Source organism: Paracoccus shandongensis (assembly GCF_017315735.1).
Taxonomy (GTDB): domain Bacteria; phylum Pseudomonadota; class Alphaproteobacteria; order Rhodobacterales; family Rhodobacteraceae; genus Paracoccus; species Paracoccus shandongensis.
This window is the reverse complement of record NZ_JAFLRK010000002.1, coordinates 12,905-29,041: the sequence shown is the minus strand read 5'-3', so window position 1 is coordinate 29,041 and position 16,137 is coordinate 12,905. Positions and strand designations below refer to the sequence as shown.

Annotated in this window: 17 protein-coding genes; 16 read left to right on the top strand and 1 reads right to left on the bottom strand. The window is 69.8% G+C overall.

Annotated elements, in window-relative coordinates:
- Nucleotides 1-15 precede the first annotated feature (15 nt).
- On the top strand, nucleotides 16-750 hold the full coding sequence (locus JX613_RS02575) for a CDP-alcohol phosphatidyltransferase family protein (RefSeq protein ID WP_207099898.1): 735 nt from the start codon (nucleotides 16-18) through the stop codon (nucleotides 748-750).
- Complete coding sequence (locus JX613_RS02570; RefSeq protein WP_207099897.1) at nucleotides 747-2,309, top strand: alkaline phosphatase family protein; 1,563 nt, start codon at nucleotides 747-749, stop codon at nucleotides 2,307-2,309. Before JX613_RS02575 ends, JX613_RS02570 begins: the two co-directional genes overlap by 4 nt.
- A 180-nt stretch (nucleotides 2,310-2,489) precedes the next feature.
- On the opposite strand, the gene ndk is transcribed toward JX613_RS02570, so the two are convergent.
- Nucleotides 2,490-2,912, bottom strand: a complete 423-nt coding sequence (ndk, locus tag JX613_RS02565) for a nucleoside-diphosphate kinase (RefSeq protein WP_207099896.1) — start codon at nucleotides 2,910-2,912, stop codon at nucleotides 2,490-2,492.
- A gap of 127 nt (nucleotides 2,913-3,039) precedes the next feature.
- Here ndk and JX613_RS02560 point away from each other — a divergent pair, with 127 nt between their 5' ends.
- The 14 genes from JX613_RS02560 to urtD all read left to right on the top strand — a co-directional run bounded on the left by JX613_RS02560 (nucleotide 3,040) and on the right by urtD (nucleotide 16,135).
- Nucleotides 3,040-4,110 carry an AI-2E family transporter gene (locus JX613_RS02560; protein WP_207099895.1) on the top strand — a complete coding sequence of 357 codons (1,071 nt, stop codon included), beginning with the start codon at nucleotides 3,040-3,042 and terminating at the stop codon, nucleotides 4,108-4,110.
- A 62-nt stretch (nucleotides 4,111-4,172) separates the two neighbouring features.
- Nucleotides 4,173-4,928, top strand: coding sequence for a GNAT family N-acetyltransferase (locus tag JX613_RS02555; RefSeq protein WP_207099894.1), 756 nt, complete (start codon nucleotides 4,173-4,175; stop codon nucleotides 4,926-4,928).
- A 130-nt stretch (nucleotides 4,929-5,058) separates the two neighbouring features.
- The gene (locus JX613_RS02550; RefSeq protein ID WP_207099893.1) at nucleotides 5,059-5,874 is read left to right on the top strand and encodes an urease accessory protein UreD; all 816 of its coding nucleotides are present in this window, start codon (nucleotides 5,059-5,061) and stop codon (nucleotides 5,872-5,874) included.
- A 2-nt stretch (nucleotides 5,875-5,876) separates the two neighbouring features.
- Nucleotides 5,877-6,188 (top strand): urease subunit gamma, encoded by a 312-nt coding sequence (locus JX613_RS02545; RefSeq protein ID WP_207099892.1) that lies wholly within the window; start codon nucleotides 5,877-5,879, stop codon nucleotides 6,186-6,188.
- Nucleotides 6,189-6,746: a HupE/UreJ family protein gene (locus JX613_RS02540; protein ID WP_207099891.1), complete on the top strand. Its 558-nt coding sequence runs from the start codon at nucleotides 6,189-6,191 to the stop codon at nucleotides 6,744-6,746.
- Between the two features lie 12 nt (nucleotides 6,747-6,758).
- A complete protein-coding gene (locus JX613_RS02535) occupies nucleotides 6,759-7,064 on the top strand; it encodes an urease subunit beta (RefSeq protein WP_207100099.1) in 306 nt (101 codons plus the stop codon).
- Between the two features lie 235 nt (nucleotides 7,065-7,299).
- Nucleotides 7,300-8,988 carry an urease subunit alpha gene (gene ureC, locus JX613_RS02530; protein WP_207099890.1) on the top strand — a complete coding sequence of 563 codons (1,689 nt, stop codon included), beginning with the start codon at nucleotides 7,300-7,302 and terminating at the stop codon, nucleotides 8,986-8,988.
- 15 nt (nucleotides 8,989-9,003) lie between these two features.
- Nucleotides 9,004-9,516: an urease accessory protein UreE gene (locus JX613_RS02525; RefSeq protein WP_207099889.1), complete on the top strand. Its 513-nt coding sequence runs from the start codon at nucleotides 9,004-9,006 to the stop codon at nucleotides 9,514-9,516.
- A complete protein-coding gene (locus tag JX613_RS02520; RefSeq protein WP_207099888.1) occupies nucleotides 9,458-10,141 on the top strand; it encodes an urease accessory protein UreF in 684 nt (227 codons plus the stop codon). The genes JX613_RS02525 and JX613_RS02520 overlap by 59 nt, the downstream gene beginning before the upstream one ends.
- Nucleotides 10,138-10,761: an urease accessory protein UreG gene (gene ureG / locus JX613_RS02515; RefSeq protein ID WP_207099887.1), complete on the top strand. Its 624-nt coding sequence runs from the start codon at nucleotides 10,138-10,140 to the stop codon at nucleotides 10,759-10,761. Before JX613_RS02520 ends, ureG begins: the two co-directional genes overlap by 4 nt.
- Nucleotides 10,762-10,949: 188 nt before the next feature.
- Nucleotides 10,950-12,233: an urea ABC transporter substrate-binding protein gene (urtA, locus tag JX613_RS02510; RefSeq protein ID WP_207099886.1), complete on the top strand. Its 1,284-nt coding sequence runs from the start codon at nucleotides 10,950-10,952 to the stop codon at nucleotides 12,231-12,233.
- A 45-nt stretch (nucleotides 12,234-12,278) separates the two neighbouring features.
- Complete coding sequence (gene urtB / locus JX613_RS02505) at nucleotides 12,279-14,192, top strand: urea ABC transporter permease subunit UrtB (protein ID WP_237168308.1); 1,914 nt, start codon at nucleotides 12,279-12,281, stop codon at nucleotides 14,190-14,192.
- Nucleotides 14,193-15,398, top strand: coding sequence for an urea ABC transporter permease subunit UrtC (urtC, locus tag JX613_RS02500; protein WP_207099885.1), 1,206 nt, complete (start codon nucleotides 14,193-14,195; stop codon nucleotides 15,396-15,398).
- A complete protein-coding gene (urtD, locus tag JX613_RS02495) occupies nucleotides 15,395-16,135 on the top strand; it encodes an urea ABC transporter ATP-binding protein UrtD (protein WP_207099884.1) in 741 nt (246 codons plus the stop codon). The genes urtC and urtD overlap by 4 nt, the downstream gene beginning before the upstream one ends.
- Nucleotides 16,136-16,137 lie beyond the last annotated feature (2 nt).

The window sequence follows — 16,137 nt, the reverse complement described above, 5'->3', positions numbered from 1 at the left end:
CCCTAGGCTTCGGTGATGCGCAAGTCCTCGCCCGTTCCGCCGCTTTGTCCCGCCCTGCCTGCGGCAAGGGTCGGGGCGGGCCTTGCGCTGTCCACGACGGCGGGGGTGGTGCTGGTGGCGGCGACGGCACAGGCGCTTGGCGCAAGCGGGGCGTCCCCGGCCGGGGCAGCGGCGGGCTTTCTTGTGGCCGCGGCGGGCATCGGCATCCTGATGCGGCGGCATTATCCCCATGCCCGCATGGGCGCCTGCAACATGGTCACGCTGCTGCGCGCGGCGCTGGTCTGCGCCCTGCTGGCCCCGCTGATCGAGGACCGGGGCGCAGGCTGGGGGGTTGCCTTGGTCGCCGGGCTGGCCCTGGCGCTGGATGGGGCCGACGGCTGGCTGGCGCGGCGCACGGGGCTGGTGTCGCGCTTCGGCGCCCGTTTCGACATGGAGGTCGATGCCGCCATGGCCCTGGTCCTGGCCCTGCACGCCTGGGTCGGCACGGCCCTGGGCCCCGAGGTGCTGCTGCTGGGCCTGGCCCGATACGCCTTTGTCGCGGCGGGGCGGGCCCTGCCCTGGCTGCAGGCCGACCTGCCGCCGCGCTTGGGGCGCAAGGCGGTCTGCGTGGCGCAGCTGGCGGCGCTGATCCTGCTGCAAACCCCCGTGCTGGCCGAGGCGCAGGCGCTGTGGCTGGCGCGCCTGACCCTTGCCGTGGTGCTGTGGTCCTTTGGCCGCGACATCCTGTGGCTGCACAGGCGGCGGGGGTGAGGCCGCCGTCCTGGCCCCGCCTTGCCGGGGCGATCCTGGCGGTCCATGCCGTGCTGGCGCTGCCCAGGGCCCCCGCATGGCCCGGCGGGGCATGGCTGGCCGTGGCCGTGGACCTGCCGGTCCTGGTGCTGGCGCTGGCCTGCCTGGGCCTTGCCGGGCGGGTCGCCGCGACCCTGGCCCTGTGGCTGCTGGCCGTGCAGAAGCTGGCCGACCTTTGCATGGGGCATGTGCTTGGCAGGCCCTTCGCCCCCGCTGCGGACCTGCCGCTGATCGGATCCGGGTTCGAGGTTCTGGCGGGCGCCTTCGGCACGTCCGCAGCGGTGGCGGTTGCGGGGGGTGCCGTGGCCCTGGCGGGCGCGCTTGCCGTGGGGTTGTGGTGGGCCTGCGGGATCCTGGCCCGGCTGCGGCCCCGGCAGGCCGTGCCGTTGGCGGCGGCCCTGGCCGCCCTTGCCTTCGCCTTGGGCCATCCCGGCCCCCGCAACGGCGCTTATGCCGTTCAAAAGATCGCCGAGGCGCGCCAGATGCGGGCCGATCTGCGGGATTTGCGCCGGGCCAGCGCCCTTGATCCCTTCGCGGGCGTCCCCAGCCTGCTGGAGGCGATCGACCGCGACGTGATCGTGATCTTTGTCGAAAGCTATGGCCGGGCCAGCTTCGACACGCCGTTCTATGCCGCCCGGCACGGGGAGACGCTGCGGCGGGCGCAGGCCCGGCTTCGGGCGGCGGGCCTTGCCATGCGGTCGGGCTTTGTCGCGGCGCCGACGCAAGGCGGGCAAAGCTGGCTGTCCCATGCGACCTTCGCCAGCGGGCTGTGGATCGACGACCAGGCGCGCTATCGCGCGGCCCTCGCCAGCGGGCGCGCGGGGCTGTTCCACCATGCGCGCCGCGCGGGCTTTCGCACGGCGGCGGTGATGCCCGCGATCACCCGGCCATGGCCCGAGGCCCGCGCCCTGGGCTTTGACCAAATCCTTGCCGCCGCCGACCTGGGCTATCGCGGCCAGCCCTTCAACTGGGTGACGATGCCCGACCAGTTCACGCTGGCGGCCGCAGACCGGCTGCTGCGCGGGCAGCCGGGCCAGCCGCGCCTGTTCGCGCAGGTCGCGCTGATCTCGTCCCACGCGCCCTGGGTTCCGGTGCCGCGCCTTCTGGACTGGGACCGGCTGGGCGACGGCCGGGTCTTCGACGCCATGGCTGTGGCGGGCGATCCGCCCGAGGTCGTCTGGCGCGACCCCGCCCGCGTGCGCCGCCAATACCGCGAGGCCCTGGATTATTCCCTGGCCACGGTCATGGACTATGCCCTGCGCCATGCCGCCGATCCGCCGCTGCTGATCGTGCTGGGCGACCACCAGGCCGCGCCCGACATCGCGGGGGACGACCGGCGCGACACCGTGCTGCACCTGATCGGCCCCGCCCCGCTGGTGGACCGGGCCGCCGCCTGGGGGCTGGCCTGCGGCTTGATCCCGCCCGGCGGAGAGGCCTTGCCCATGGACCGCTTGCGCGACCTGATCCTGGGCAGCTTCGGCAGGGACAGGCCGGGGGCCGGTGCCGCGCCTTGCGAGTGAACGGGCGGGATCAGGAAATGCACCGCATTTCCCCCGCCCTTCGTGTGACGGTGCCACAAAAGACGGTGCCGCTCCATGAACACGAAAGGCAGGCGCCCGACCCGAGGGGGGCGTGAAGCGCCCGCCCCGCATGAAAAAGGGGCCGCGAAGGCCCCTTTCCGCATCACATCCGTCAGGCGATCAGCCGACCAATTCCAGCCCCGAGAAGAAGAACGCGATCTCCTCCTTGGCCGTTTCCGGCGCGTCGGACCCGTGGACCGAGTTCTCGCCGACCGAGAGGGCGAATTCCTTGCGGATGGTGCCCGCGTCGGCCTGGGCGGGGTTGGTCGCGCCCATCACTTCGCGGTTCTTGGCAATGGCGTTCTCGCCTTCCAGAACCTGCACGACGACGGGTTCGGATGCCATGAACTCGACCAGTTCGCCATAGAAGGGGCGGTCCTTGTGGACTTCGTAGAACTTGCCCGCCTGCTCGGCCGACAGCTTGATGCGCTTTTGCGCGACGATGCGCAGGCCCGCGTCCTCGAACTTGGCGTTGATCTTGCCGGTCAGGTTGCGGCGGGTGGCGTCGGGCTTGATGATGGAAAGCGTGCGTTCGATGGCCATGGAGGCATCCCCTTGCTGTGGCAGGCGGGCCAACCCCGCCGGTCATGAAATCCGCGCCCGGTTATCAGGGATGGTATCTGCGGGCAAGGCAGGCATGATGCGCGCGACCCAGACGAAAGGCCCCCGCATGACCGACCGTCCCACAGCCCAAGCCCCCGTCCCGCAGCCCCGCCTGCGGCCCGGCCCCGTTGCCGTGGCCTTCGCCGCGGCGCTGCTGCTGGCCGCCGCCTGGCAATGGTCGAACGTGCTGCTGATGGGCTTCGGCGCGATCCTGATCGCCATCGCGCTGCGGGCGGGGGCGGCGTTCCTGCACCGGCGGGCGGGCCTTGGCGTCAAGCCGGGGGTGCTGCTCTGCGCCCTGGCCGCCACCCTGGCCATTCTCGGGATCGTGGCCTGGGCGGGGCCGTCGATCTCGGACCAGTTCCGGCAGCTGATCGGCAGCCTGCCCGACGCTTGGCGGCAGGTGGAAAACTGGCTGGGCGACAGCCCCGTCGGCCAGTTCCTGGAACGGCGGATCGAAAATGCCCAGGAAGGGGGTGGTGCCGCGCCGACGGGCAGCCTGCCCTCGGTCTTCGGCTATCTGACGGGGACGCTGACCACGGTCTTCGGCAGCCTGGCGAACGGGGTGCTGCTGGTGACGGTGGCGATCTTCCTGGCGCTGGACGCGCCCATGTATCGGGGCGGCGCGCTGCGGCTGGTGCCACCGTCCTATCGGGCCCGCGCGGCCGGGATCGCCGACGAACTGGGGCGCGCCCTGGGCCGCTGGATGGGGGGACAGGCGCTGGACATGGTGCTGGTGGCCCTGGTCACGGGCCTTGGGCTGTGGCTGCTGGGGGTGCCGCTGGCCCTGGTGCTGGGGCTGATCGCCGGGCTGACCAACATCATCCCCGTGGTGGGCCCCTTCCTGTCGGGCATCCCCGCCGTGCTGTTCGCGATGACCCAGGGCTTCGACCTGGCCGTCTGGGTCGCGGTGCTGTTCGTGGTCGTTCAGCAACTGGAAGGCAACCTGCTGATGCCCCTGATCCAGCGTTTCGCCGCCGACCTGCCGCCCGCGCTGACGGTGCTGGCGATCCTGGCCTTCGGCAGCCTGTTCGGCTTTGCCGGGGTGGTGCTGGCGACGCCCCTGCTGCTGGTCTCGATCATCCTGGTCAAGCGCATCTATGTCGAGGACGTGCTAGGCGACCGGGCCGGGGACTAGATTTTCCGGACTTTCGCCCCGACATGGCGCTAGGATCGTTAAGGATGATTAAAAGGCGCCCCATGCAACCATTGCGAAAAGGCCGGTATCTGGCCCGGCTGGCCGAGACCCCGGGCGACCTGCGCGCCGCGCAGCGCCTGCGCTGGCTGTGCTTTGTCGCCCGGAGCGGCGCGGCGGACGACGGCGCGCAGCTGGACACCGACGCCCTCGACGCCCGCTGCCGCCACATGCTGGTCGAGGACGCGGCGACGGGCCATCTGGCCTGCTGCTTCCGCTTCCTGCCGCTGGCGGACGGGGGCGGCATCGCCCGCAGCTATTCGGCGCAGTTCTATGACCTGTCGGCGCTGGAGGCCTTTGACGCCCCCATGCTGGAAATCGGGCGCTTCTGCGTCCACCCGGCGCTGCGCGATCCCGACATCATCCGCACCGCCTGGGCCGCCCTGACCCGCCTGGTCGAGGAAACCGGCGTGCAGATGCTGTTCGGCTGCTCCTCGTTCATCGGGACCGAGCCTGCCGCCCATGCCGAGGCCTTCGCCGTCCTGCGCGCCCGCCACCTGGCCCCGCGCCGCTGGTGGCCGCGCATCAAGGCGCCCCATGTGTTCCGCTTCGCCCGCGCGCAGCGGTCGGGCCAGCCCGACCCCCGCCGCGCCATGGCCGCGATGCCGCCCCTGCTGCGCAGCTATCTGGCGCTTGGCGGATGGGTCAGCGACCACGCCGTCGTGGACCCCGCCCTGCGGACCATGCATGTCTTCACCGGGGTCGAGATCCGGGCGATCCCCCCCGCCCGGCGCAGGCTGCTGCAGGCGGCGGCACATTGATCCAAGGATTGCCCGGGGCGTAAGCAAGCAGCCCAATCCGTCGGCAATGCCCCTTGTCTGGCGCGGCAGGCGGGCATCCTGCGAATGACGCCCGATTGACCTTTCCCCCGGCGGAACGCCCCCTCGGGGCATGTTCGACGCCGCCTCTCCCTCGCCCCTTCTCCAGCGCAGCACGGGCGCCGCGCATGTGGTCATGGGGCCGCGCGGGCTGGTCGATCTGGCGCAAGCGGGTTCGGCCAAGGCGATGCTGCCGCGCGTGACGGCGGGATTGCCCGAGATCGTGTTTCTCAACACCTCGGGCGGGCTGGCGTCCGGCGACCGGCTGTCCTTCGCGGTCACGCTGCGGCCCGGGGCGCGTGCGCTTGCCACGACGCAGACGGCGGAACGGGCCTATCGCGCCGAGGATGATCCGGCGCGCGCCAAGGTCCGCATGACGGTGGGCGAGAACGGCTGGCTCGACTGGCTGCCGCAGGACACCATCCTGTTCGACGGCGCGCGGCTGGATCGCGAAACGGCGGTGGATCTGGCCCCCGGCGCGGGCTGCCTGCTGCTGGACATGATCGTGCTGGGCCGCCTCGCCATGGGCGAGCAACCCCGCCGCCTGCACCTGCGCGACCGCCGCGTGGTGCGGCGGGCGGGGCGCGTGGTTCATCACGACGCCATGGCGCTGGACGACGCGGCCCTGCCCCGGCTGGCCGGTCCCGCCCTGCTGGATGGCGCGCGCTGCCTGGCGACGCTGGCGATGGTCGCGCCCCATGCGTCCGACCTGCTGGGCACGGCCCGCGCCGTCCTGGACGAGCCGGGCGTCACGGGTGCCGCCAGCGCCCCGCCGGGCCGCCTGGTGATCCGCTGCCTTGCCCGCGACGACTGGCCCCTGCGGCGGCAGGTCAACCGGCTGCTGACAGCCCTGCGCCCCGATCCCCTTCCCCGCATCTGGCAGGTCTGACGATGAATCTTTCCCCCCGCGAACGCGAAAAGCTGCTGGTCTCGGTCGCCGCGATGGTGGCCCGCAACCGGTTGGCCCGCGGCGTCAAGCTGAACCACCCCGAGGCCATCGCGCTGATCACCGATTTCGTGGTCGAGGGCGCGCGCGACGGCCGCACGGTCGCCGACCTGATGGGGGCGGGCGCGCATGTGATCACGGCGGACCAGTGCATGCCCGGCATCCCCGAAATGATCGAGTCCGTGCAGGTCGAGGCCACCTTTCCCGACGGCACCAAGCTTGTCACCGTCCACCACCCCATCCGCCACGAGGCCTGAATGAAGAAGATTGTTCTTGTCGCCGCCCTGCTGCCCCAAGCCGCCCTGGCCCATGTCGGTTCCCACGACCAGGGCCAGTTCCTCAGCGGCCTGGCCCACCCCGTCGGCGGGACCGATCACCTGCTGGCGATGGTGGCGCTTGGCCTGCTGGCGGCCCAGATCGGCGGGCGGGCGATGGGGGCGCTGCCTTGCGCTTTCGTGGGCAGCATGATCGCGGGCGGGCTTGCGGGCGTCGCCGGGCTGCCCTTCCCGGGGGTCGAGCCGATGATCCTGGCCTCGGTCATCATCCTGGGCGCGCTGGTGGCGATGGCCGCGCGCCCGCCGCTGGCGCTGCTGGTGCCGGGCGCGGCGGTCTTCGGCTTTGCCCATGGCTGGGCGCATGGCGCGGAAGGCCCGGCGCAGGGGCTGGCAGCCTATGCGGCGGGCTTTGCGCTGGCCACCCTGGCGCTGCACGGGGCGGGCATCGTCGCGGGCAAGGCCCTGAACCATGGCGCCCTGCTGCGCGCCCTGGGCGGCGGCACCGCCGTGGCGGGCCTGGCGCTGGCGATGGGGGCCTGAATGATCCGCCAGATCATTCCAGGCGAAATCCTGCCCGCCCCCGGCGAGATCACCCTGAACCAGGGCCGCGATCCGGTTACCCTCATGGTCGCCAACACCGGCGACCGCCCGATCCAGGTCGGCAGCCATTACCACTTCGCCGAGACCAACCCGGCGCTGGACTTCGACCGCACCGCCGCGCGCGGGATGCGCCTGTCGATCCCCGCCGGCACCGCCGTCCGCTTTGAACCCGGCCAGTCCCGCGAGGTCCGCCTGATCCCCTTCGCGGGCGACCGCGTGGTGCAGGGGTTTCGGAAAGCCGTGATGGGGGCGCTGTAAATGGGTCAGAACCAACCACGGAACTTACCAATTGCCATAACAGCACTTAGGGCAATTGAGACAACCGTGAGAGCGAATTCTACATTTGACATTAGTCACCTAATTCAGAGCGATTTCGGCAACCTTCCCAATAGAACCATATGTTGCTGACCGTCACCTGTTTGTTCGCACGACGTCCGCTTCTCTTAGCTTCATTTCAAAAGCTTAGGTGTGAAACCCTCACGATAAGGTGATCATGGGACTAAATCTTTCCCGCGCCGATTACGCGGCCCTCTACGGCCCCACCACCGGCGACCGCATCCGCCTGGCCGATACCGACCTGCTGATCGAGGTCGAGCGCGACCTGACCATCCCCGGCGAGGAGGTGAAGTTCGGCGGCGGCAAGGTCGTGCGCGACGGCATGGGCCAGTCCCAGGTGACGCGCGAAGGCGGCGCCATGGACACGGTCATCACCGGCGTCGTGATCTTTGATCACCAAGGCATCACCAAGGCCGATGTGGGCCTGCGGGACGGGCGCATCGCGGGCATCGGCAAGGCGGGCAACCCCGACACGCAGCCGGGCGTCACGCTGGTCATCGGTCCCGGCACGGAAATCATCGCGGGCGAGGGGCGCATCCTGACGCCCGGCGGCTTTGACTGCCACATCCACTATATCTGCCCGCAGCAGGTGGACCATGCGCTGCATTCGGGCGTCACCACCCTGCTGGGCGGCGGCACCGGGCCCGCGCACGGGACGCTTGCCACCACCTGCACCCCCGGCCCCTGGCACATCGCCCGGATGCTGGAAGCCTGCGCCGACCTGCCGGTGAACATCGGCATCGCGGGCAAGGGCAATGCCTCGCGCCCCGAACCGCTGGAGGAACAGATCCGCGCGGGCGCCTGCGCGCTGAAGCTGCACGAGGACTGGGGCACCACCCCCGCCGCCATTGACACCTGCCTGACCGTGGCGGACAGGATGGACGTGCAGGTGATGATCCACACCGACACGCTGAACGAATCGGGCTTTGTCGAGGATACCATGGCCGCCATCGCGGGCCGCACCATCCATGCCTATCACACCGAGGGCGCGGGCGGCGGGCACGCCCCCGACATCATCCGCATGGTGGGGATGGGCAATGTCCTGCCCTCGTCCACCAACCCGACGCGGCCCTATACGGCCAACACGGTCGAGGAGCATCTCGACATGCTGATGGTCTGCCATCACCTCGACCGCCGGGTGCCCGAGGACGTGGCCTTCGCCGAATCCCGCATCCGACGCGAAACCATCGCCGCCGAGGACATCCTGCACGACCTGGGCGCGTTCAGCGTCATTTCCTCGGACAGCCAGGCCATGGGCCGGATCGGAGAGGTGATCATCCGCACCTGGCAGACCGCCGACAAGATGCGCCGCCAGCGCGGCCGCCTGCCCGAGGAGCAGGGCCAGAACGACAACCTGCGCGCCCGGCGCTACATCGCCAAATACACGATCAACCCGGCCATCGCGCATGGCGTGTCGGCCCATATCGGCAGCGTCACCCCCGGCAAGCGCGCCGACCTGGTGCTGTGGTCCCCCGCCTTCTTCGGCGTCAAGCCGGAAATGGTGCTGGTCGGCGGCCAGATCAGCGTGGCGCAGATGGGCGATCCCAACGGATCCATCCCCGTGCAGCCGATCTTCAGCCGCCCGATGTGGGGGCATACGGGCCGGGCATCGGCGCTGTTCGTCAGCAAGGCGGGGCTGGACGCGGGCGCGGCGGACGGCCTCGACAAGACCCTGATCGCCGTCGGGAACACCCGGTCCATCGGCAAGGCCGACATGGTCCTGAACGCCGCCATGCCCGCCATCGCGGTGGACCCTGAAACCTACGAGGTCCGCGCCGATGGACAATTGTTAACCTGCGAGCCTGCAAGGGAACTTCCCATGGCACAACGCTATTTCCTCTACTAAGAAGGAGGACCCCCCATGATCACCGCCACCCGCATCATCCGCAACGCCCCCGCCCCTTTTGACGGGGAAGTTTCGCTGGATTACGAAGGCCGCCTGATGCGGCGCAGGAAGCTGTCCTGCGCGGCGGGCGATTTCCTGGTGGACCTGCCCGAAGTGACCAGCCTGGAGGACGGCGACGCCTTTGAACTGTCCGACGGCCGCCAGGTCGTGGTGCGCGCCAAACCCGAACCCGTGATGGTGATCCGCGGCCATCTGGCGCGCCTGGCCTGGCACATCGGCAACCGCCACACCCCCTGCCGGATCGAGGCAGACCGCCTGGTCATCCGCCAGGACCACGTGCTGGAGGCGATGCTGCGCAAGCTGGGGGCCGAGATCTGCCACAAGGCCCTGCCCTTCCGCCCGGAAGGCGGCGCCTATGGCCATGGGCGGACCTTCGGGCATTCGCACGGGGCTTCGGACGATCACGCCCATGACCATCCTCCTGCCAACGGCCACGACCATTCCCCCTTGTCCGCCCATCACCACTGAGGCCGCGCGCCTGCACCTGGCCCAGATCCTGTCGCCCGCCTTCCCGGTGGGCGGCTTTGCCTGGTCGCAGGGCCTGGAATGGGCGATGGACCAGGGGCTTGTCACCCGCGCGACCCTGCCCCTGTGGCTGGCCGACTGGCTGGACCACGGCGCGGGCTGGACGGACGCGGTGCTGGTGGCGCTGTCGCTGCGCGCCACGGATCACGCGGCCCTGGACGACCTGGCCCGCGCCGCCTGCCTGACCGCGCAGCGCCTGGCCGAGACGGTGGAACAGGGCACCGCCTTCGCCGCCACCGTCGCCGCCCTGACCGGCCGGGCGCAGCCCCCCGCCGCCCTGCCCGTGGCCTTCGGCCGCGCCTGCGCCGCGCTGCCCCTGCCGCACGCGGAAATCCTCGCGGCCTTCCTGCAAGCCCAGGCCGCCGCGCTGATTTCCGCAGCCGTGCGGTTCATGCCCCTCGGTCCGGTCGAGGGGCAGCGGATGCTGGCCGCCCTGCAACCCGCGATCCTTGCCGCCGCGGCCCGCGCCGCCCAGGCAACCGCCGACGACCTTGCCAGCACCGCCTGGGGCGCGGAGATCGCCGCCATGCGCCACGAAACCATGCCCGTCAGGATTTTCCGATCATGAGCCATAACGGTCCCCTCCGCGTCGGCATCGGCGGCCCCGTCGGCGCGGGCAAGACCACGCTGACCGAACAACTGGCCCGCGCCCTGGCCCCGCGCCTGTCCATGGCGGTGATCACCAACGACATCTATACCCGAGAGGACGCCGAGGCCCTGATGCGCGCCCAGGTCTTGCCTCGGGACCGCATCCGGGGCGTGGAAACCGGCGGCTGCCCCCATACCGCCATCCGCGAGGACGCCAGCATCAACCTGGCCGCCATCGCCGATCTGAACGCGGCCTTTCCCGACCTTGACCTGATCCTGATCGAATCGGGCGGCGACAACCTGGCCGCGACCTTCTCGCCGGAACTGGCGGACCTGACGATCTATGTGATCGACACCGCCGCCGGCCAGGACATCCCCCGCAAGCGCGGCCCCGGCCTGGCGCGGTCGGACCTGCTGGTGGTGAACAAGACCGACCTTGCCCCCCATGTGGGCGTGGATGCCACGCTACTGGAGTCGGATGCGCGCGCCGCGCGCGGTGCCCGCCCGGTGGTCATGGCGCAGTTGCGCCACGGCAGGGGCGTGCAGGACATCGTCGATTTCCTGATCGACCAGGGCGGCTTGCAGCCCCGCGCGGTCTGAAGCTGCCTTCCGCGCGGGCATCTGCCCGGCAACCTGCCCGCGCCCCGACCACTTTCCGCATCGCCCACCCCAGACCTGCTTGATTCCTGTTCAGCCGGCCGAAAACCCGGCTTGCTGCACCTGCGAAGGCCCCGCGCCTTCACCGCGAACAACAGGGACACAGGGCCGAACGGCCGGGGAAGGTGATGATGAAGAAACTGTCCGCGATGCTGGCGCTGACCACCGCCATGGCATGGGCAACCGGCGCGATGGCGCAAGAGGGCGAGCCGATCAGGATCGGCGTGCTGCATTCGCTGTCGGGCACCATGGCGATTTCCGAAACCACGCTGAAGGACACCGTCCTGATGATGGTCGAACGGCAGAACGCCAAGGGCGGGCTTCTGGGCCGCCCGCTGGAAGCCGTGGTCGTGGACCCCGCCTCCGACTGGCCGCTGTTCGCCGAAAAGGCGCGCGAACTGCTGACCGTCAGCGACGTGGACGCGATCTTCGGCTGCTGGACCAGCGTGTCGCGGAAATCCGTCCTGCCGGTGATCGAGGAACTGAACGGCCTGCTGTTCTATCCCGTCCAGTACGAAGGCGAGGAATCGTCCAGGAACGTGATCTATACCGGTGCCGCGCCGAACCAGCAGGCGATCCCGGCGGTGGACTACATGGCCGAGGAACTGGGCGTCGAGAAATGGGCGCTTCTGGGCACAGATTACGTTTATCCGCGCACCACGAACAACATCCTGGACGCCTATCTGAAATCCAAGGGCGTGGCGGAAGGCGACATCTTCGTCAACTACACCCCCTTCGGCCATTCCGACTGGTCCAGGATCGTGGCCGACGTGGTGGCGCTTGGCGCGGACGGCAAGAAGGTGGGCGTCGTCTCCACCATCAACGGCGATGCCAATGTGGGCTTCTACAAGGAACTGGCGGCGGCGGGCGTCAGCGCCGACGACATCCCGGTCATGGCCTTTTCGGTGGGCGAGGAGGAACTGGCGGGCCTGGACACCGCGAACCTGGTCGGCCACCTGGCCGCCTGGAATTATTTCCAGACCGCCGAGTCGGACGCCAACACCGCCTTTATCAAGGAATGGAAGACCTTCATCGGCGACGACAAGCGCGTGACCAACGACCCGATGGAAGCCACGGTGATCGGCTTCAACGCCTGGGTCGCGGCGGTCGAAAAGGCCGGCACCACGGAGGTGGATCCCGTGCTGGACGCCATCGTCGGCATCACAGTTCCGAACCTGACCGGCGGCACCGCCACGGTCCTGCCGAACCACCACCTGACCAAGCCCGTCCTGATCGGGGAAATCCGCGAGGACGGCCAGTTCGACATCGTCAGCCAGACCGAGCCGGTGCCGGGCGACGCCTGGACCGACTTCCTGCCGGAATCGGCCAAGCTGGAGGCCGACTGGCCCGGCAAGGACTGCGGCATGTTCAACACCCAGACGAACAGCTGCGTGCAGGTCCAGTCGAACTATTGACCTGACGGGGGCGGTCCGCCGCCCCCCTATTTCGGGAACGCGCCCATGATCCGCCCGCTGATCGTTCTTCTTGCCGCCCTGTGCCTTGCCGCGCCCGCCACGGCGAACCCCGCGCTTGAGGCGGTCATTGCCGACAACCTGGACCAGATCGAAAAGCCCTCGCGCCGCTCGGTGGAACCGCTGGTGGCGCAGATCGCCGCCACCGGACCCGAGGGGCTGGCGCTGCTGTCCGCCTGGACGAACCGCGCGCTTGGGGTGACCGAGGACGGCCGACTGCTGATCGTGGACAGCGACAGCGCCACCGATGCCGCGACCGGCGCGGCGGTGCCGGATGCCGACCCCCGGATGCTGCGCCCCAATTCCGGGGTGCGGGGTGTCATCGACTCGGCCCTGGTCGCGGGCGAGATTTCCAGCCCCGACCCCGCCCGCCGCGCCGCCGCGCTTGCCTCCATCGCCCGCGACGGCACGGCGGACCACCTTGCCGCCCTGCGCGCCGCCGCCCCTGAAGCGGATCCTGCCTTGGCCGCGCAGCGCGCGCGCGTCACCAGCCTGCTGGCGATCCGCTTCGATCCCGACCCCGCCGCCCGTGTCAGGGCCATCGAGGGGATGGCAGGCGACGTGGGCCTCGATTTCCGCGCCGCGCTGAACCCGCTGCTGGCGACGGCCCGCGTCGCCGCGCCCGCCGAACCCCAGGCCAACATCGCCCGCGAACTGACGGTGGGCGAGGCCGACTTCCCGCGCGAGGCCGCCATCGCCCTGCTGACCAGCCAAGGCGTCCTGCAACCCCGCCTGACCCCTGCCGACCAGCGCAACGCCCTGGCCGCCCATATCGTGGACGGTGCCGTCGCGGGCATCCCCGTCGCGGATCTCTCCGACCAAGCCGCACGCGACCGCGCCTATGAGGCGCTGGAGGCCGCAGGCGCCGTTCCCCCCGCCGCCACGGATGCCGAGGCCGACGCGGCCATCAAGGCCTACCGCTTCTTTGAAACCTATGCCGAACCGAACAGCGCCGTGACCGACGCCGCCCGCGCCGCGCAGGTCCGCGCGCAGGTGCGGCTGGCGGCGATGACCGGCATCGACCTGGGGCTGGACGCGCTGTCGCTGGCCTCGATCTATTTCCTGGCGGCGATCGGGCTGGCGATCACCTTCGGCGTGATGCGCGTCATCAACATGGCGCATGGCGAATTCATCATGATGGGCGCCTATACAGGCTACGCGGTCCAGACGCTGATCGCCGACCGCACCCTGTCGCTGGTCGTGGCGCTGCCACTGGCCTTCGCCGTGACCTTCGGCGCGGGGGTGGCTCTCTATCGGCTGGTGATCCGCCACCTGGCCCGGCGTCCGCTGGAAACGCTGCTGGCGACCTTCGGCGTCTCCATCGCGCTGCAGCAACTGGCGAAGAACATCTTCGGCACGCAGGCCCGTCCGCTGACCGCGCCCGCCTGGCTGGAAGGCGCGATCACGGTCAACGACGTGATCTCGATCTCGTCGATCCGGGTGGCGATCTTTGTCTTGGCCCTGCTGTTCCTGGGCCTGTTCCTGTTCATCATGAAGCGCACCCGCCTGGGGTTGGAGGTCCGCGCCGTGACCCAGAACCCCGGCATGGCGGCATCCATGGGGATCAACCCCGACCGCATCGCCATGATGACCTTTGGCCTAGGGTCCGGGATTGCGGGGATCGCGGGCGTGGCCATCGGGCTGTTCGCGCAGGTCACGTCGGAACTGGGCCAGCAATACATCGTGCAAAGCTTCATGACCGTGGTGGTGGGCGGCGTCGGCACCATCTGGGGCACGCTGGCGGGCGCGGGCCTGATCGGCGGGCTGTCCAAGGTGATCGAGTTCCTGAATCCGGCGAACACGCTGGCCGCGCAGACCTTCATGATCCTGTTCATCATCATCTTCATCCAGTTCCGCCCGCGCGGCATCATTCCGCAACGCGGCCGCGCGGCAGAGGCATAAATGACCCCCCAACCCTTCATCCTGCGCAATCCCTCGATCCTGGTCGTGCTGGCCGTGCTGGCGGTCTTTACCGTCGCCGTGACCCTGCTGAGCCAGGCCTATGGCAGCGGCGTCATCCCGACCTCGACTGTGAAGGTGCTGGGCAAGACGCTGTGCCTGGCGCTGGCCGCCATCGCCATGGACCTGGTCTGGGGATACCTGGGCATCCTGTCGCTGGGGCAGATGGCGTTCTTCGCCCTTGGCGGATACCTGATCGGTCAATGGCTGATGTATGCGCGCACGGAAACCATCGTCGCGGCCAGCCTGGCGCAGAACCCGATCCCGCCGACGCCTGCCGAGTTGCAGGAAGGCGTCGCCAACCAGATCTTCGGCGTCGTGGGGTCGGCGGACCTGCCGCTGGTCTGGTCCTCCGCCCATTCGCTGCCCTTGCAACTGCTGCTGGTCGTCGCGGTGCCCGGCCTGCTGGCCCTGGTCTTCGGCTGGCTCGCGTTCCGCAGCCGGGTGAACGGGGTGTATCTCTCGATCCTGACGCAGGCGATGACGCTGGCGCTGGCCTTGTGGCTGTTCCAGAACGACAGCGGCTTTCGCGGCAACAACGGCTTGTCGGGATTGCAGAACATCCCCGGCCTGGAGGCGGTGGATCAGGCCAGACTGTCGGTCTGGTTCCTCTGGGGCTCGGCCTTGGCCCTGGCGCTGGCCTATGTCCTGGCCGCCTGGCTGGTCAGCGGCAAGTTCGGCAGCGTGGTCGGCGCCATCCGCGACGACGAGACCCGCGTGCGCTTCCTGGGCTACCCAGTCGAGGGCTTCAAGCTGGTGGTCTTCACGCTTGCCGCGATGATCACCGCCATCGCCGGGGCGCTCTATTACCCGCAGGCGGGAATCATCAACCCGGCGGAACTGATGCCCATCGCCTCGATCTATCTGGCGGTCTGGGTCGCCATCGGCGGGCGCGGCAGGCTTTATGGCGCGATCATCGGGGCGGTCGTGGTGTCGCTGCTGTCAAGCTGGTTCACCGGGGGGCGCGCGCCCGCGGTCCACCTGCCGGGATACACGATCAACTGGGTGGACTGGTGGCAGGTGGCGCTTGGGATCGGCTTCGTTCTGGTCACGCTGTTCGCACCCAAGGGCATCGCGGGGGTCGTGGACCGGATCGGCCCGCCCCGCTCCCCTTCCCCCGAACACCACGCCAAGGAGGCCAAGGCATGAGCGCGCTGCTGGAGGTGGACGGCATCTCGGTCAGCTTCGACGGGTTCCGGGCCATCAACAACCTGTCCTTCAGCATCGGTCCCGCCGAACTGCGCGCCGTGATCGGTCCCAACGGCGCGGGCAAGACCACCTTCATGGACATCGTCACCGGCAAGACCCGTCCCGACAAGGGCGACGTGACATGGGGCACGCCACCCAAATCCCTGCTGCGCCTGAACGAGGCGCAGATCGCCCGCGAAGGCATCGGCCGCAAGTTCCAGCGCCCCACGGTGTTCGAGGACCAGACGGTCGCGGAAAACCTGACCATGGCGCTGAAGGCCAGCCGCAATCCCTTCGCGGTGCTGGGCTGGCGTCCGTCGCGCGCCTCGGCGGCGCGGGTCGCGGAGCTGGCCTCCGAGGTGGGCCTGGCCGCCCAGGTCGCGCGCAAGGCGGGCGAGCTGTCGCATGGGCAAAAGCAATGGCTGGAAATCGGGATGCTGCTGGCCTCGGCCCCGCGCCTGCTGCTGGTCGATGAACCGGCCGCCGGCATGACCCTGGCCGAACGCGAACAGACCACCGCGCTGCTGGTGCGGCTGGCCGAAACCCGCGCGGTGGTGGTGGTGGAACATGACATGGACTTCGTGCGGCGCCTGAACTGCAAGGTGACGGTGCTGCACCAGGGGGCGGTCCTGGCGGAAGGTTCCCTGGACCATGTGACCCGCAATCCCGACGTGATCGACGTCTATCTGGGGCGCTGAAG

Bases quoted from the DNA above. Each gene is read 5' to 3' on its own strand.
- ndk (WP_207099896.1), bottom strand. From the start codon at position 2,912: ATGGCCATCGAACGCACGCTTTCCATCATCAAGCCCGACGCCACCCGC.
- urtB (WP_237168308.1), top strand. From the start codon at position 12,279: ATGATCCGCCCGCTGATCGTTCTTCTTGCCGCCCTGTGCCTTGCCGCG.
- JX613_RS02525 (WP_207099889.1), top strand. From the start codon at position 9,004: ATGATCACCGCCACCCGCATCATCCGCAACGCCCCCGCCCCTTTTGAC.
- JX613_RS02520 (WP_207099888.1), top strand. From the start codon at position 9,458: ATGACCATCCTCCTGCCAACGGCCACGACCATTCCCCCTTGTCCGCCC.
- ureC (WP_207099890.1), top strand. From the start codon at position 7,300: ATGGGACTAAATCTTTCCCGCGCCGATTACGCGGCCCTCTACGGCCCC.
- urtD (WP_207099884.1), top strand. From the start codon at position 15,395: ATGAGCGCGCTGCTGGAGGTGGACGGCATCTCGGTCAGCTTCGACGGG.
- urtC (WP_207099885.1), top strand. From the start codon at position 14,193: ATGACCCCCCAACCCTTCATCCTGCGCAATCCCTCGATCCTGGTCGTG.
- ureG (WP_207099887.1), top strand. From the start codon at position 10,138: ATGAGCCATAACGGTCCCCTCCGCGTCGGCATCGGCGGCCCCGTCGGC.
- JX613_RS02540 (WP_207099891.1), top strand. From the start codon at position 6,189: ATGAAGAAGATTGTTCTTGTCGCCGCCCTGCTGCCCCAAGCCGCCCTG.
- JX613_RS02545 (WP_207099892.1), top strand. From the start codon at position 5,877: ATGAATCTTTCCCCCCGCGAACGCGAAAAGCTGCTGGTCTCGGTCGCC.
- JX613_RS02560 (WP_207099895.1), top strand. From the start codon at position 3,040: ATGACCGACCGTCCCACAGCCCAAGCCCCCGTCCCGCAGCCCCGCCTG.
- JX613_RS02575 (WP_207099898.1), top strand. From the start codon at position 16: ATGCGCAAGTCCTCGCCCGTTCCGCCGCTTTGTCCCGCCCTGCCTGCG.
- urtA (WP_207099886.1), top strand. From the start codon at position 10,950: ATGAAGAAACTGTCCGCGATGCTGGCGCTGACCACCGCCATGGCATGG.
- JX613_RS02555 (WP_207099894.1), top strand. From the start codon at position 4,173: ATGCAACCATTGCGAAAAGGCCGGTATCTGGCCCGGCTGGCCGAGACC.
- JX613_RS02550 (WP_207099893.1), top strand. From the start codon at position 5,059: ATGTTCGACGCCGCCTCTCCCTCGCCCCTTCTCCAGCGCAGCACGGGC.